This window comes from Pseudomonas sp. AA-38 (genome assembly GCF_029457475.1).
In the GTDB taxonomy this organism is placed as follows: Bacteria; Pseudomonadota; Gammaproteobacteria; order Pseudomonadales; family Pseudomonadaceae; genus Aquipseudomonas.
The window spans coordinates 5,510,251-5,525,975 of sequence record NZ_CP120359.1 but is presented as its reverse complement, the minus strand read 5'-3'; the positions used below and the strand labels follow the sequence as shown (position 1 = coordinate 5,525,975).

Genomic DNA, 15,725 nt, shown 5'->3' with positions numbered 1-15,725 from the left:
CAATATCCACAGGGTTCTTGGATAAGTCGCTTCCTATCCTGTTGATAAAGTTCTGAAAGCCTTGCCATTAAAGGTTTTCAGCGCTTTGTGCGGTTTCTCGCCAAGGTTCAATCAGTGCCGGGACGGTAGAGGTGCCGATGCGCTGCGTCATACAGTGCAGATTCCGCGAAGGCACCTGGATCCAGCACGCGCCCGACCAGGATCAACGCCGTGCGGCGAAAGTCCTTGGCGGCGACCTTTTCCTCGATATCGGCGAGTGTGCCCAACACCCAGTCCTGATCCGGCCAGCTCGCCCTGTGGATAACCGCGATGGGGCAGTCGGCGCCATAGTGCGGCAGCAGTTCGTCGACTATGGCCGGCAGATGGCGCACCCCCAGGTGGATGGCCAGGGTCGCGCGGTGCTGGGCCAGATCCTGCAATTGCTCGCCCTGGGGCATGGGCGAGGTGGTGCCGTAGCGGGTGAGGATCACGGTCTGGGCGATGCCGGGCAGGGTCAGCTCTGATTCCAGCAGCGCCGCACAGGCGGCGGTGGCGGTGACGCCGGGGATGATCTCGAAGGGAATACCCAGCGCACGCAGTTCGCGAATCTGCTCGCCTATGGCGCCGTACAGCGACGGGTCGCCGGAGTGCACGCGGGCGACGTCCTGGCCGCGCTTATGGGCCTCATGCAGTAGTGTGATGATCTCGCCCAGATTCAGTTCGGCGGTGTTCACCACCTGTTCGGCGCTGTGGCCCTGTAACACGGCTTCGGGAACCAGCGACCCTGCATAGAGGATGACTGGGCATTTGTGGATAAGCCGCTGGCCCTTGACGGTGATCAGCTCGGGGTCGCCGGGGCCGGCGCCGATAAAGTAGACGGTCATGTATTGTGCTCAAGGAGTTCATGGCTTTTCACGGTTGGCGCATCAGAATTTTGGCAGTGATGATGGCTGGCTCGTTTTCGTAGCCGCGCTTAGCGAGATCGATCACTTTGTTACGGATGTCCTCCGGTGACCAGAACAGCCAGCCGTTGCGGGAAAACAGTTCTTTGATTTCGGAGTTCTTCGACTGATAGACCTTGCCGGCAGCAAGCCCTAAAACGATCTCGGTGCTGGCATTACCCATTCCGCAGTCAATCAGGTCTTGCTTGAGTCGTTGAAAAACGATCTTTCTGTAATTCTCGCAGGTAAATAACTTGTATTTGCCCTCAGGAACATCATGGCTTTCGCTGAGGCATGAGAGCCTGACGCCGGGCGAGTCCAGAAAGGACTTTGCTTCAAAGGCCAGCAACCTGTTTTCGTTTGGCTTGTAAGCCAGTAGATCGATTTCGGGGCGAGGGATAGAGTGTTTGCCAACTTCCCTTTTCTCTTCCTTGGTGAGATTGACCTTGAAGGATTGGCGCACCCAATATCCTTCGCCCTCAAGCAAGGTCTTGATCACGTTCTCGAAGTAGTCCACAGCTAGATGCTCGTATCGGTGAAGGTGGCCAGCGCACAGGTGGCGCTGGCGCTGCGGGTTTTCTCGCCGAGCTGGCAGGGCGATATGCCCAGGCGCGCTGCCAACGCCAGTGCGCAGGGCTCGGCTACGGCTGGGCTGCCAGTGGTGGCTTGGCTGAGGGGGTTGCCGCCTGTCTTTGCCAGGTAGGCGCTTAGTTGCTCGGGCGAGAAGAAAGACAGCTCAAGGCCCAGGTGTTCAGCCAGGGCGTGCAGGCCGGCTTCGTCGCGCTTGTGGGCGATGCTGGCCAGGCCTGCCAGGTTGTCCGCCGTCAGTCCATGCCGAGCCAGGCTGTGGATAAGCAGGTCGAGTAGCTCGTCCAGGCTACAGCCACGGCGACACCCCAATCCAGCGACGACCTGTATCGGTGAGGTGGATGAGCGATCAGAGGCGGTTGGCAACATGAGCGGCATTTGGTTTGAGCGGTGGCGTAGCTCATCATGGCACCTGCGGATGGTCAACCGCGATTGACCGGCCGTCGCGGCCTGCGTAGCCTTCTTGTTTTCGAGGTTCTTCCCGGCCAGCGGTCGGGGAGCTAAGAGGGAACAGGGTCGATGCCCTGGCTGCCCCCGCAACTGTGAACGGTTATGCCCTTCGTTAGACCACTGCCAACCGGCGGGAAGGTGAAGGGATGCGCGCCGCGCAAGCCGTGAGCCAGGAGACCTGCCTCGACAACCAGCCATCTGCTCGGACGGGGTGATCCGATGCGGCCAGCACGCTCCTGCGTGCCCGCCTGCGCGTACCCGTCCGCCGAACTTATCGACGCCACGGGATCCTTCATGAAAACCCTCGCCAAACTGCCCGTCACCATCGTCACCGGATTTCTCGGTGCCGGCAAAACCACCCTGCTGCGCCACCTGCTGGCCAATGCCGGCGGCCGCCGTATCGCGGTGATCGTCAATGAGTTCGGCGAGCTGGGCATCGATGGCGAGATCCTCAAGCAGTGCTCCATTGGCTGCAGCGAGGAAGAGGCCAACGGCCGCGTCTTCGAGCTGGCCAACGGTTGCCTGTGCTGCACCGTGCAGGAAGAGTTCTTCCCGGTGATGCGCGAGCTGGTGGCGCGCCGTGGCGACCTCGACCATATCCTCATCGAGACTAGCGGCCTGGCCCTGCCAAAGCCGTTGGTGCAGGCCTTCAACTGGCCGGAAATCCGCAACGCTTGCACCGTCGATGCGGTGATTACCGTGGTCGACAGCCCGGCCGTTGCCGCCGGTACCTTCGCTGCTTTCCCCGATCAGGTGGACGAGCAGCGCAAGCTCGACCCCAACCTCGATCATGAGTCGCCGCTGCACGAACTGTTCGCCGACCAACTGGCCAGCGCCGACCTGGTGATCCTCAACAAGGCCGATCTGATCGATGCCGAGGCACTGGCTGCCGTGCGCGCCGAGGTGGCCGAGGAGCTGCCGCCAGCGGTGAAGGTGATCGAGGCGCATGGTGGTGATCTGCCGATCAGCGTGCTGCTGGGCCTGAACAGCGAAACCGAGCTGCATATCGACAGCCGCCGCACCCACCACGACGATGAAGACGAAGACCACGATCACGAGGAATTCGACTCGTTCCACGTGGAACTACCGGAAGCCGAGGAGGCACGCCTGTTGGCTGCGCTGAAGGACGCAGTGGCGAAATACGGCATTCTGCGGGTGAAAGGCTTCGCAGCGATCCCCGGCAAACCCATGCGCCTGCTGGTGCAGGGTGTCGGTCAGCGCTTCGACCGCCATTTCGACCGTGCCTGGCAGGCCGACGAGCCACGCTTGAGCCGCCTGGTGGTGATCGGCCAGCAGCTCGACCGCGCGGCCATCGAGGCCGAGCTGAAGGCGGCGGTTTGATGAAGCGGCAAGTGGCGAGCTGCAAGCCGCAAGTAAGCACTACTGCGTGCAGCGCTTGCTTCCACTTGCAGCTTGCGGCTTGCCGCTTGCGGCTCGCTTAAATGCACCTCCTGCGCACCCAGCCCGGCGCCCAGTTGCCGGTCGACAGCATCGCCGACCTCGGCCAGACCCCGGCCGAACTGGTGATCCTGTGCACAGGAGATTCGCACCTGTCGCTGCTGGCCGAAGCCGCCCGGCAACTGCCGGACGACTACCCCAGCCTGCGCCTGGCCAGCCCGGCGCAACTGAGCAACAACGCCTCGGTGGACTACTACGTCGAACAGGTGCTGCAGCATGCCAGGGTCATCCTGATCTCGGTGCATGGCGGGGTGAGCTATTGGCGCTATGGCGTCGAGCGCCTGGTGGAGCTGGGGGTGCGGGGCGCCACGGTGATCATGGTGCCGGGCGACGACAAGCCCGACCCGGAGCTGAATGCCCTCGGCAACGTTGCTGAAGAAGACAGCCAGCGCCTCTGGCAGTACCTGCGCCAGGGCGGCTTGGACAATGCCCGCCAGCTATTTCGCTGCATCGGCAGCCGTTGGCTGGGCCGCGATGACCCTTGGCAGGAGCCGCAGCCGTTGCCACGTGTCGGTCTTTATCACCCGCAGCGTAGCTCGGCGGCGCTGGCTGACTGGCAGGCGCAGTGGCAGCCGGCTGCGCCTGTGGTGGCGCTGCTGTTCTACCGCAACCATGTGCAGTCGGCGAACACCGCCTTCGTCGAGACCTTCTGCAAGCACCTGCTTGGTCAGGGCCTCAACCCGCTGCCGATTGCCGTGGCCAGCCTCAAGGAGCCGGCCTGCCTGGATCAGGTACAAGCCTGGCTGGACGAAACCTGCGCCGCACTGATCATCAACACCACCGGCTTTGCCCTGTCCAACCCCGAGGCGCCGCAGGCGCGGGTGTTCCGCCGCGACATCCCGGTGCTGCAGGCCATCTGCTCGCTGGATAACCAGGCGCAGTGGCAGGCCAGCGCCCAGGGCCTGGGCTCGCGCGATCTGGCCATGCACGTGGTATTGCCCGAACTGGATGGTCGGCTGATCGGCACTGCCATCAGCTTCAAGGGGCTGGCCTGGCGCAGCGAACGCAGCCAGTGCGACGTGGTGTGCTATCAGGCGCATGAGTCGGGTATGGCCTACGTCGCCGAACTGGCGCATAACTGGTGCCAGTTGGCGATCAAAAGCAACGATCAGAAGCGAATAGGCTTGATCCTGGCCAACTACCCGACCCGCGATGGCCGCATCGGCAACGGCGTCGGCTTGGATACGCCGGCTGCTGCGCTGAATATCCTCCGCGCCCTGCAGGCCCAGGGGTACCCGGTGGATAACTTGCCAGACGGCGGCACCGCACTTGTCCACAGCCTGCTCGGTGGCGTCACCAACGATCTCGACGGCCTGGATTCACGTCCCTGTGCGCAAAGCCTGGCACTGGACGACTACCTGAAGTTTTTCCACAGCCTGCCGCCGGCCAATCAGCAGGCCGTGCGCGAGCGCTGGGGTGAGCCGCAGAACGATCCCATGTTCCGCAGCGGGCGGATGATGGTTGCCGGCCTACGTTTCGGCCTGACCTTCGTTGGTATCCAACCTGCACGTGGCTACCAGCTCGACCCCGCGGCGGTGTATCACGACCCGGATCTGGTGCCGCCGCACGGCTATATCGCCTTCTATGCCTGGTTGCGCACGGTGTTCGCCGCCGATGCGCTGATCCACGTCGGCAAGCACGGCAACCTGGAATGGCTGCCGGGCAAGAGCGTCGGCCTCTCCGAGGGCTGCTGGCCGCAGGCGCTGATCGGCCCGCTGCCCAACGTCTATCCCTTTATCGTCAACGACCCGGGCGAGGGCGCGCAGGCCAAGCGCCGCACCCAGGCGGTGATCATCGATCACCTGATGCCGCCTTTGACCCGTGCCGAGAGCTACGGCCCGTTGCGCGATCTGGAGCGCCTGGCCGACGAGTATTACGACGCCAGCCAGCTCGACCAGCGCCGCGCCGTGGAGCTGCGCGGCGAGATTCTGGCCAAGGTGCGCGAGGCCAGCCTCGACCGCGAACTGGGCCTGCAACTCAACGATGACGGCGATAGCTGGCTGCCGCAGCTCGACGCCTACCTCTGTGACCTCAAGGAATCGCAGATCCGCGATGGCCTGCATGTGTTCGGTGAGTCGCCGGCTGGCCAGTTGCGCCGCGACACCCTGCTGGCGCTGCTGCGCATCCCCCGTGGCGATGGCCAGGGCGCCAATGCCAGCCTGCTGCGCGCCCTGGCCCGTGGCCTGGAACTGGGCCTCGATCCGCTCGACTGCGATATGGGCCAGGTCTGGGAAGGGTTGCGTCCACAGGCGTTGCAGGCTGTGGATAACAGCCTGTGGCGTACCGTCGGTGACACCCGCGAGCGCCTGGAGCTGCTGGCGCTGAGGCTGATCGAACAGCGCCTCGCAGGAGCACGCAGCGAAGCCTTTGGCGCCGAGGTGGCACTTATCCTAGACGGCCTGGCCGAACATATCGCGCCCTTGCTTGATGCATGCGGCGATGCCGAAATGGGCGGCCTGCTGGCGGCGCTGCAAGGGCGTTTCGTGCCTGCTGGGCCGAGTGGCGCGCCCAGTCGCGGGCGCCTCGATGTACTGCCCACCGGGCGCAACTTCTTCACTGTCGACGTGCGCCACCTGCCCACGCCCACTGCCTGGCGCCTCGGCGTGCAGGCAGCGGATCGCCTGCTGGAGCGCCATCTACAGGACGAAGGCGACCACCTGCGCCAGCTCGGCCTGTCGGTATGGGGCACGGCGACCATGCGCACCGGGGGCGACGATATCGCCCAGGCGCTGGCGCTGATGGGCGTGCGCCCGGTATGGCAGCCGGGCAGCCAGCGCGTCGAGCGTTTCGAGGTGCTGCCGCTGGAACAACTCGGTCGCCCACGGGTGGACGTCACCCTGCGCGTGTCGGGCTTCTTCCGCGATGCCTTCAGCAACCTGATTCGCCTGTTCGACGAGGCCGTGCAAGCGGTGATCGAGCTGGACGAGCCGGAAGACATGAACCCGCTGTCGGCGCGGGTCTGGCGCGAATCGCTGGCGCTCGAGGACGGCGGCCTGGATGAAGCCGAAGCGCGCCGGCAGGCCGGCTGGCGGGTGTTCGGCGCCAAACCAGGGGCTTATGGCGCCGGGGTGCAGAACGCCATCGAGGAACGCCTATGGCAGAGCCGCGCGGATCTGGCCGAGGTGTATCTGAACTGGGGTGGCTACGCCTACGGCAGCGGCGCGGAGGGCGCGCCGGCGCGACAGCGCTTCGTCGAGCGCCTGGAGCAGATGCAGGCGGTGCTGCATAACCAGGACAACCGCGAGCACGACATCCTCGATTCCAACGATTACTACCAGTTCCAGGGCGGCATGCTGGCGGCGGTGGAAACCCTGCGCGGGCTCAAGGTGGCCAGCTACTTTGGCGACAACAGTCAGCCGGATACCCCGCGTATTCGCAGCCTCAAGGAAGAGCTTAACCGCGTGGTGCGCGCCCGTGCTGCCAATCCCAAGTGGATCGCGGGCATGAAGCGTCACGGCTACAAGGGCGCTTTCGAGCTGGCCGCGACCATCGACTACCTGTTCGCCTTCGACGCCACCAGCGAGCTGGTCGACGACCACCAATACGCGCTGCTCACCGATGCCTATTTGCTGGACAAGGACACCCGCGACTTTATCCAGCAGCACAACCCTGGCGCGCTCAACGACATCCTCGAACGTTTGCTGGAAGCCCAGCAGCGTGGCCTGTGGGAGAACCCTGGCGAATACCGCGAGGCACTGGAAAATCTGCTGCTCAATAGCGAGGAAAGCTGATGCGAGCCCCTCTCCCATTTATGGGAGAGGGGCTGGGGGAGAGGGGGTCATCCGGCACCGCCGAGTTCGTAGGGAGGGTCAGCCACCTGTCGCAGTGTCTGGCCGGCTCACCGAACTGAGTGCGGCGTAACCCACCATAGGTGCCACGCCATGCATCGCCCGGTGGGTTACGCGGCGCGCGACTTTCTGGCGTGGCTTTAAGATCTGCGCTTTGCGCCGCTAACTCACCCTACGGTTTCAGGGGATGCCGTGGGAGGCGCTTTAGCGGCGAAAAACTCGCGGCTGAAGCCCCTCCCGCAAAACCGGGTGAGCCCAATGCACTTGTCTTCACCTTTCCTGGCTTTTACCCTGGCCGCTCATGTCTTTTCCGGAGTCTCGTCCAATGCGTCAGTAATGCCGTCGTGTTCGCACGACCAGTGATCGATCGCGGCCTCAGTCCGCGCGTATTCACGGCATTGCCTGGAGGCATGGATGACCGATTCCCCGCATATCGCGCTCGAGCGCGTTTCTTTCCGCTTTGCCGATGGCGTCATGCTGTTCGACGGGCTCAGCGACGTTTTCGATAACCGCCACACCGGCCTGGTGGGGCGCAATGGCGTTGGTAAAAGCATCCTCGGCCGTTTGCTGGCTGGTGAGCTGCAGCCCAGTGATGGGCGCATTCTGCGCCAGGGGCGCATCGCCTATCTGCCGCAACGTATCGTGGCTGCGCCCGGCGCCAGGGTCGTCGACCTGGCGGGATGTGCGCCGTGGTTCGATGCCTTGCAGCGGGTCATGGCCGGTGAGCCGCGAGCCGATGACATCGAGTGCCTCGATGGCCAGTGGGATGTGATCGAGCGGCTGCAACGTGCGCTGCAGGAAGAAGGCCTTGGTCATCTCGACCCGCAGACACCTGCGATGCAATTGAGTGGTGGCGAGTGCAGTCGCGTTGCCCTGCTCGGGGCCTTGCTGGCGGAGGCTGATCTACTGATTCTCGACGAGCCTGGCAACCACCTCGATCTGCCCAGCCGTAAGCGTCTGGGCCAGCGCCTGGCGAGTTGGCGCGGCGGCCTGGTGCTGATCAGCCATGACCGTGAGCTGCTGGCCGGCATGCAGCGCATCGTCGAGCTGTCAGCGGCCGGCTTGCGCAGCTATGGCGGTGGCTATGCCTTTTACCAGGCGAGCCGCGAGCAGGAGCGCGAGGCCGCGCGGCAGATGCTGGACAGCGCTCGTGTCGAGCGCAAGCGTGGCGAGCGTGAATTGCGCCAGCAGCAGGAACGCCAGCAGCAGCGCAGTGCCAGTGGGCGTCGCCAGGGCAAGGACAGCAACCAGGCGAAAATCCTGCTCGACATGCAGAAGGGCCGCAGTGAAAGCAGCGCCGGGCGCACTGCCAAACACCTGGAAGCGCGTCGCCAGCAGCTCGATAAGCAGGTGCAGGAAGCAGCCGCAGCAGTGGTAGAAGAACAGCCAGTGATCCTGCATGCACTGACCGAGCCCCTGCCGTCAGGGCGCCGGGTGCTCTACTGGCGTGATCTGCGTCTGCCGTTTGGTATGGCGCCGTTGCCGGATTTCGAGCTGTTCGGCTCGCGCCGGGTTGCCGTGCTCGGGCCCAATGGCTGTGGCAAGTCCAGCCTGCTGGCGGTGCTTGCCGGTCGCCTGACGCCGCTGGCGGGTCAGTGCCGAATCGAGGTGCCCTGGGCCTTGCTCGACCAGCATCTGCATGGGCTGGATGCGCAGGCGTCGGCCCTGGAACATCTGCAGCGGTTGGCGCCGGGTAGCGCCGAGAGTCTGTTGCGCACACGTCTGGTGCACCTGGGTGTGGATGCCGAGGCGGCGTTGCTGCCCAGCTCCAGGCTTAGCGGTGGTCAGCGTCTGAAGGTGGCACTGGCGGGTGTGCTGGCGAGCGATCCGCCGCCGCAACTGCTGTTGCTGGACGAGCCGGACAACCATATCGACCTCGACTCGCGCCTGGCGCTGGAGCACGTTCTTCGAGCGTATCGAGGGGCGTTGCTGGTGATTTCCCACGATAGTGCCTTTCTCGACACGCTGGCGTTGACCGATAGGTTGCAGTGGACGGCCAGTGGCTGGTTGCACGAGGCGTTGTGAAACGCCCGAGGGCTCTGGTCTACAATGCCGATCTTTGCCGCCCGTGAATGCCTTCATGATCGAACATCACTTCCCCCTCGCCGCCGTAGTCGGCGCTGATTCGCTGAAGCTGGCGCTATGCCTGGCGGCCATCGATCCGGCCGTCGGCGGCGTGCTGATCGAAGGCCCGCGTGGCATGGCCAAGTCCACACTGGCCCGTGGCCTGGCTGGTCTGCTGGAGGGCGGGCGCTTCGTCACCCTGCCGTTGGGTGCCAGTGAGGAGCGTATCGTCGGTACCCTGGATCTGGACGCGGCGCTGGGTGAAGGCCGCGCGCAGTTTTCCCCCGGCCTGCTAGCCCGTGCCGACGGCGGCGTGCTCTATGTCGATGAGGTCAACCTGTTGTCCGACCATCTGGTCGATCTGCTGCTCGATGCCGCTGCCAGCGGGGTCAACCATGTCGAGCGTGACGGCATCTCCCATCGGCATGCCGCGCGCTTCGTGCTGATTGGCACCATGAATGCCGAGGAGGGCGAGCTGCGCCCGCAACTGCTCGACCGCTTCGGCCTCAACCTGGCCCTCGATGGCCAGCCGCAGCCGGCCGAGCGCGCCGAGATCGTCCGCCGACGCCTGGCCTTCGATGCCGATCCCACAGCCTTCCTGCAACGCTGGCAGAGCGAGCAGGAAGCTCTCGCCGAGCGCTGCCGCAATGCCCGCCAGCGCCTGGCCGATATCCCGCTGGATGACGCGGCGCTGGGCGAGATCAGCCAGCGCTGCTTCGCTGCCGGCGTCGATGGTCTGCGCGCCGATCTGGTCTGGCTGCGCGCCGCCCGCGCCCATGCCGCCTGGCGTGGCGCGGTGGGCATCGAGCCTGTGGATATCGATGCGGTGGAGGACTTCGTCCTGCGCCATCGCCGTCACCAGCCACAACCGCCGGCTGCCATGCCGCCCGAGCAGAGCCAGGCGCCGCAGCAGGCGCAGGAACAGAGCCAGGGCGAGGGCCAGTGGGGCGAGCTGCCGGCGCAGCCGCAGGCCATGGGCGAACGACGCGTACCGCCGCGCTGGCCAAAAAAGCCCTGAGCATCCGCCCACGCACAGCCACAGGCGTGGATGCCCGTAACCGGCCCGGACGACTCGGCGGTGGCCTACGTGGCGCTGCCCGCAGTGGTGTGGGCGGGCGTATCGACTGGGCGGCGACCCTGCGCCGGGGCCGCCCGCAACGCCGCGAACAGTTGGTGCTGCGCCCGCGCAGCCAGCAGGCCGACGAGCTGTGGCTGGTGTTGGTGGATGCATCCGCCTCCACCCGTCGTCATGGAGCCCTGAGCCTGGCCAAGGGCGTGCTTGCCGAGTTGTTCGACAGCGCTTATCGCCAGCGCGCGCGCCTGGCCGTGTTACAGGCCGGCGGTCGCGAAGCACAATGGCTGTGGCAGGGGCGCAAGGCCAGTGCCGAGCTGCACCGCTGGTTGCAGGAACTGGGCGCCGGTGGCGGCACACCGCTGCTCGACGCGTTGAATCAGGCGAGTGACTGGCTGTTGCGTCGCCAGCGCGGGAAGCCGCATGAACGCCAACACCTGCTGATTCTTACCGACGGCCGTTTGCGTGATCTGCCATCGCTGGCGCCACTGCCGTGCCCAACCCTGCTACTCGATACCGAACGCGCGCCCATCCGCCTGGGCCGCGCCCGCCAGTTGGCGCAGGCGCTGCAGGCCGACTACCACCATATCGACGACCTGGCGCCCGGCGTGCCGGGGCGCACCTGGAGAACTTAATGAAAACCCTGCTGCTGGTCGGCATCGGCGCCGGCGACCCGGACTACATCACCTACCAGGCAATCAAGGCGCTGCGCCGCAGCGACGTGATCTTCCTGATGGACAAGGGCGCGGCCAAGCACAAGCTCAACGCCCTGCGTCGGGAGATCTGCGCGCGCTTTCTCGACGGCCACACGCCGCGCTTCGCCGAAGGCCTGCAACCGGAGCGCGAACGCGAAGCCGCCGACTATCGCGCCAGCGTCGACGAGCTCAACCGCGACAAGCAGGCGGTGTTCGAGCAGCTTATTGACGAGCAGATGGCCGATGGCGAGACGGCGGCCTTTATGGTCTGGGGCGACCCGTCGCTGTACGACAGCAGTATCCGCATCATCGAGGCCATCGCCGCGCGGCGTAGCGACTTTGCTTATGACGTGATCCCCGGCATCACCAGCCTGCAGGCGCTGACCGCGCGCCACCGCATCCCGCTCAACAGCATTGGCCGCGCCGTGGAAATCACCACCGGCCGCCTGCTCGCTGAAGGCTGGCCGCAGGGTGTGGACAGCGTGGCGGTGATGCTCGACGCCAAGGACACCTACCGCCGCTTCGTCGGTCAGGGGCTGCATATTTACTGGGGCGCCTATGTCGGCACTGCCGATGAAATCCTCGTTGCCGGCCCGCTTGATGAAGTGGCCGAACGCATCGCCGCCACCCGCGCCGAGGCAAGGGAGCGCAATGGCTGGATCATGGATAGTTATCTGCTGCGTAAAGAAGGTATGGCGTAGGGCCGAGGGCTGAAACGGTGGACAAGAAGAGCGTTGTCCACCCTACGTGCTAAGGACGATAAGCCTCGAACCGAACGGGAGCTTCGCGTTTTGCGGTCGTGACTTCGTGTACATCGAGAACCAGCGCTTCGGCATCCGGATCCTGGCTCTCATTCAGAACCCAGTTTTCAAAGATTCGTTTGTGAAATACCCAGTCCTTTAAGGATGGTCTGAAATAGACCGACATTTCAGACCTGCTTCGGTCGCTACCGATTTTGAAAGAGGGCCATCTGATCAAAAAACGCTCAGATTGCCCGCTTATTTCTCCATTTCTGACCTCCGCAAGCTGCCTGCGGAGGCTATTTCCCACATTACAGACGCACCTCTCCTGCGCCCCCCAACAAATATCGGCGTGCCATCCACAGATTCGACAGAGCAAATAACGTCACCATCTGTACCGTGTTCTTCACCAAGCCACGAAACCGCACCTTGGTGTAACCAAACTGGCGCTTGATCACCCGGAACGGGTGCTCGACCTTCGAGCGTGTCTGCGCCTTAGCTTTCTCGAGGCGGCGGTATGCCTTGTACAGTGCGCTTTTCTTGCCGTGCTTTTCGTACGTGATGCGCCGAGCCGCGATCTGCCAGATTACCTGGCGCCCCTTATGCTCCTCGCGCTTCTCGACGCCCGTATAACCAGCGTCAGCCGCCACCATGTTCTCTTCGCCATGCAGCAGCTTGTCCACCTGGGTAACGTCCGCAACATTGGCGGCTGTGACATGGACGTGGTGCACCAACCCCGACTCCACATCGACCCCAATATGCGCCTTGGCACCGAAGTAGTACTGGTTGCCTTTCTTGGTCTGGTGCATTTCGGGGTCGCGTTTGCCTTCCTGTTCTTGGTCGAACTGGGCGCATGGATCAGCGTGGCATCAACGATGGTGCCCTGGCGCAAGGACAGGCCTCGGTCGCCCAGGTAGCCATTGATGACACTGAGAATGCCGGCAGCCAGGTCATGCTTCTCCAGCAGTCGACGGAAATTGAGGATGGTCGTTTCGTCCGGTATACGCTCTAGGCTCAAGCTTGCGAATTGGCGCAGGATGGTCGTTTCATACAGCGCCTCCTCCATGGCTGGATCGCTGTAGCCGAACCAGTTTTGCATCAGGTGTACCCGCAGCATGGCCATCAACGGGTAGGCTGGCCGACCGCCTTCACCTTTGGGATAGTGTGGCTCGATCAGCGCTACCAGCCCCTTCCAGGGCACAACCTGATCCATCTCGATCAGGAACAGCTCCTTGCGGGTCTGCTTACGTTTACCGGCGTATTCGGCGTCAGCGAAGGTCATTTGCTTCATTGAGAAACTCGGGCAACGGGATTGGCCTATTTCACCAGAAACGGGAAGTCTTCTTCAGACTTTCCTTAAGGCCGGGTCGTAGCGGAAGGTGATGTAGTCCGTCCAGTGCTGACCGCAGGCAACACCATTTTCGATGGTGAAGTACCGATGTTTGATGGCTAGCCCCTGGGTATCGGCATCAAACGGGTCGCATTGACCGCCCTCATTTATCTTGAACACCACTTGGTCATTGCGAGCACGCAGCGCGTAAGCGCCATCGACAGTTTGGGTGAAGAGCAGGAGAGGCCTTGGTGGTGCTTCCTGCTCTTTGGCCAGCGTCGTTTCTTCAGGCTTATGCAGAACGACGAGGTAATCGGTCAGCGTGTCGCCATCCAATTCGCCAGACTCGTAAACCCATACCGAATAATCGGCAGGAATACTCTCGATAATGCCTGCTGGCAGTTCGTTGCCAGCCGCCAATGAAGAAAATGCCAGCGTTGCATACAGGAACTTCTTCATCGGTTTTCTCCCTGCCTTACAACCAACTCCAAGAAACCCCTGTATACACCCCAAACCCTTCCCCAGGCGTGGAGCGCGCTGCGTCCGCGCCGTTGTCGTTATAGCCCGGCGTCACGGTGGCGGCATAGCGTTTGTCGGTCAGGTTGCGCAAGTCGAGCCAGGCTTGCCAGTCGTCTTTCGGCGAGGCGTAGCCGAGGGTGGCGCCGAAGGTGGCGTAGGCGTCGGCATGGTAGGAGTTGGCGTAATCCACCGCGACCTTGGAGGCGTACTGGCTGTTGAGGCCGGCGTAGAAGCCGCTCGGGTGGTCGTAGCGCAGCTCGGCCTGGTAGTGGTGGCGCGGCAGGCCGGGCAGGCGGTTGTCGCCGAAGGTGTCGTCGTCGCGGTAGTGGAAGTCGCTGAAGGTGTAGGCCTGGCGCAGGCTCAGGGCACCGGCCGCGCCGCCTTGCCACAGCGGGCTGACCAGGCCGGCTTCGATGCCTTGGTGCACGGTGGGGCTGGCGTTGGATTCGGCGAAGACGTTGGGCTCGATCTCGACGGTAAGCAGTTCGTGGCGCACCTGCGAGTAGTAGTAGGTCAGCTCCCATTGGCCCAGCGTGGAGTCACCACGGCCGCCGACCTCGAAGGTGGTGGCGGTCTGGTTGTCCAGGCTGATGGCGGCGCGCTGGCGCGCGGCATAGGGTTGGGTGGTGGTGCTGGAGAAGCGCAGCGGCGAACTCCAGAGCATCGACCAGGCATGCGGCGGTTCCACCGAGCGGCTGATATTGCCGAATAGCTGCACCTCGGGGTTGAGCTGATAGCGCAGACCCAGACGCGGTGCGTAGTCCCAGGTGTGTTGGCTGAGTCTGTCGTCGGTGGCCGGCCAGGTCACTTCGGCTTCGCGGCGGGTGTAGATCAGCGCCAGGCCGCTGGTCAGCCACAGGTCGGGGGCCAGCTCCGTGTCGTTGCTGAGGTGCAGCACGTTGTCCGAGCCGAGGTGCTCGTAGTCGCGCATCCGGGTGCCGGCGGGATAGGGGGTGCCGTTGACGGTGATCGGCAGCGCCGCAGTTTCCCTGGATTTGCTGCTCGGCAGGTTGGTGGTGCTGCGCAGGCCGATGGTGGTAGTGCTATTGAGCCCGAACAGGCTGTGTCGGCGGGTGTAGTTCAGAGTGCCGCTGATATCGCTGTAGTCCACGCGGATACGGTAGGCGCCGCCGCGATAGGCGGTCTCGGTGATGTCCATGGGGTAGTGGTGGTAGGCCAGGCCGGCGACCAGGGTGGAGTCGTCATCAATCTGCCAGGTGGTCTTGTTCGCCAGCCAGGTGCTGCCGGGTTGGTCGCGGTGCGCGTCGATGCGCAGGTTGTCGGCGGCGGCCTGGCGCGGATCGTCCTCGAGCTGGGCCTTGGTCAGGCGGCCGGGCGTTTCGTGCTCGGTTTCGCGGTAGCGCAGGTAGAAGCGCGTTTCAAGATTCTCATTGAGGCGATAGCCGAAGTTGGCGGCGATGCCTTTGCCCTTGCCCGATGAGTGATCCTGATAGCCATCGGTGTAGCTGTCGGTCAGCGCCAGGTAGTAGTCGAAATCGCCCAGCACCTGGCCGGAGGCGATGTTGCGTTTCTGGTAGCCATGGCTACCGGTTTCATAGCGCAGTTGCAGCTTGGGCGCGGTGTAGCCGGTGTGGGTGATGTAGTCGATGGCGCCGCCCAGAGCCAGCGAGCCACGGTCGAAGCCGTTGGCGCCACGCAGCACCTCGGCGCGACTTGCCCACAGCGGCTCCAGCAGTTCGTAGGGCGTGCCGCCGGAGCCGGTCAGCGGCAGGCCGTCGAGCAGGATATGGGTGCCGGAGGCGTGCGAGCCGGGGCCACGGTTGATACCCGAGCCACGCACGCTGATCTTCACGCCTTCGTTGCCGGGCGACTGCGCATAGACCCCGGGCTGGTAGGCCAGCACGTCGGCGACGCCGGCCACGCGGCCTTGCTCGACCTTGCTCATGTCCACCAGGTTGCTGGCGCCGGGCACCTGCTCGAGCGCTTCGTGCGCGGCCTCGATTTCGCTCGTCTGCACTCCGCTGATCTGCAGCGGGTCGAGTTGCACGGGGTCGGCGGCGAGGCTGATGCGGCTGGCCACGCAAGCCAGGGCCAGCAGGCCGAGGCGGGCGGTTGCGGGGGTGGGCGACAGAAGCAGCAT

11 protein-coding genes, 1 pseudogene and 1 riboswitch are annotated in these 15,725 nt (G+C 64.2%); of the genes and pseudogenes, 6 read left to right on the top strand and 6 right to left on the bottom strand.

Translation table 11 applies throughout. The features are described 5' to 3' along the window. Positions 1–107 precede the first annotated feature (107 nt). From cobM to PVE35_RS25315, 3 genes are read right to left on the bottom strand one after another with little or no spacing between them, the layout of a single operon-like run. Complete coding sequence (cobM, locus tag PVE35_RS25325) at positions 108–863, bottom strand: precorrin-4 C(11)-methyltransferase (RefSeq protein ID WP_268180104.1); 756 nt, start codon at positions 861–863, stop codon at positions 108–110. Positions 864–891: 28 nt separating this feature from the next. Continuing rightward, positions 892–1,437 (bottom strand): hypothetical protein, encoded by a 546-nt coding sequence (locus PVE35_RS25320; RefSeq protein WP_268180102.1) that lies wholly within the window; start codon positions 1,435–1,437, stop codon positions 892–894. A gap of 2 nt (positions 1,438–1,439) precedes the next feature. After that, positions 1,440–1,877: a cobalamin biosynthesis protein gene (locus tag PVE35_RS25315; RefSeq protein ID WP_277373376.1), complete on the bottom strand. Its 438-nt coding sequence runs from the start codon at positions 1,875–1,877 to the stop codon at positions 1,440–1,442. Between the two features lie 86 nt (positions 1,878–1,963). Continuing rightward, positions 1,964–2,159: riboswitch (cobalamin riboswitch) on the top strand. Between the two features lie 93 nt (positions 2,160–2,252). On the opposite strand from PVE35_RS25315, the gene cobW reads away from it, so the two are divergent. The 6 genes from cobW to cobF all read left to right on the top strand — a co-directional run bounded on the left by cobW (position 2,253) and on the right by cobF (position 11,736). Next, positions 2,253–3,299 carry a cobalamin biosynthesis protein CobW gene (gene cobW, locus PVE35_RS25310; RefSeq protein WP_277373375.1) on the top strand — a complete coding sequence of 349 codons (1,047 nt, stop codon included), beginning with the start codon at positions 2,253–2,255 and terminating at the stop codon, positions 3,297–3,299. Positions 3,300–3,400: 101 nt separating this feature from the next. Then, positions 3,401–7,147, top strand: coding sequence for a cobaltochelatase subunit CobN (gene cobN, locus PVE35_RS25305; RefSeq protein ID WP_277373374.1), 3,747 nt, complete (start codon positions 3,401–3,403; stop codon positions 7,145–7,147). Between the two features lie 471 nt (positions 7,148–7,618). Beyond that, positions 7,619–9,229: an ATP-binding cassette domain-containing protein gene (locus tag PVE35_RS25300; RefSeq protein ID WP_277373373.1), complete on the top strand. Its 1,611-nt coding sequence runs from the start codon at positions 7,619–7,621 to the stop codon at positions 9,227–9,229. Positions 9,230–9,284: 55 nt separating this feature from the next. Beyond that, positions 9,285–10,286 carry an AAA family ATPase gene (locus PVE35_RS25295; RefSeq protein WP_277373372.1) on the top strand — a complete coding sequence of 334 codons (1,002 nt, stop codon included), beginning with the start codon at positions 9,285–9,287 and terminating at the stop codon, positions 10,284–10,286. Beyond that, complete coding sequence (locus tag PVE35_RS25290) at positions 10,268–10,975, top strand: VWA domain-containing protein (RefSeq protein ID WP_277374938.1); 708 nt, start codon at positions 10,268–10,270, stop codon at positions 10,973–10,975. The genes PVE35_RS25295 and PVE35_RS25290 overlap by 19 nt, the downstream gene beginning before the upstream one ends. Then, entirely contained in the window at positions 10,975–11,736 is a 762-nt protein-coding gene (cobF, locus tag PVE35_RS25285; protein ID WP_277373371.1) for a precorrin-6A synthase (deacetylating), read from the top strand. The genes PVE35_RS25290 and cobF overlap by 1 nt, the downstream gene beginning before the upstream one ends. A gap of 350 nt (positions 11,737–12,086) precedes the next feature. Here the strand turns inward: cobF and PVE35_RS25280 are convergent. The 3 genes and pseudogenes from PVE35_RS25280 to PVE35_RS25270 all read right to left on the bottom strand — a co-directional run bounded on the left by PVE35_RS25280 (position 12,087) and on the right by PVE35_RS25270 (position 15,725). After that, positions 12,087–13,066, bottom strand: a pseudogene (locus PVE35_RS25280) (IS5 family transposase). 54 nt (positions 13,067–13,120) lie between these two features. Then, a complete protein-coding gene (locus PVE35_RS25275; RefSeq protein WP_277373370.1) occupies positions 13,121–13,564 on the bottom strand; it encodes a hypothetical protein in 444 nt (147 codons plus the stop codon). Between the two features lie 16 nt (positions 13,565–13,580). Then, positions 13,581–15,725 (bottom strand): TonB-dependent receptor, encoded by a 2,145-nt coding sequence (locus PVE35_RS25270; RefSeq protein WP_277373369.1) that lies wholly within the window; start codon positions 15,723–15,725, stop codon positions 13,581–13,583.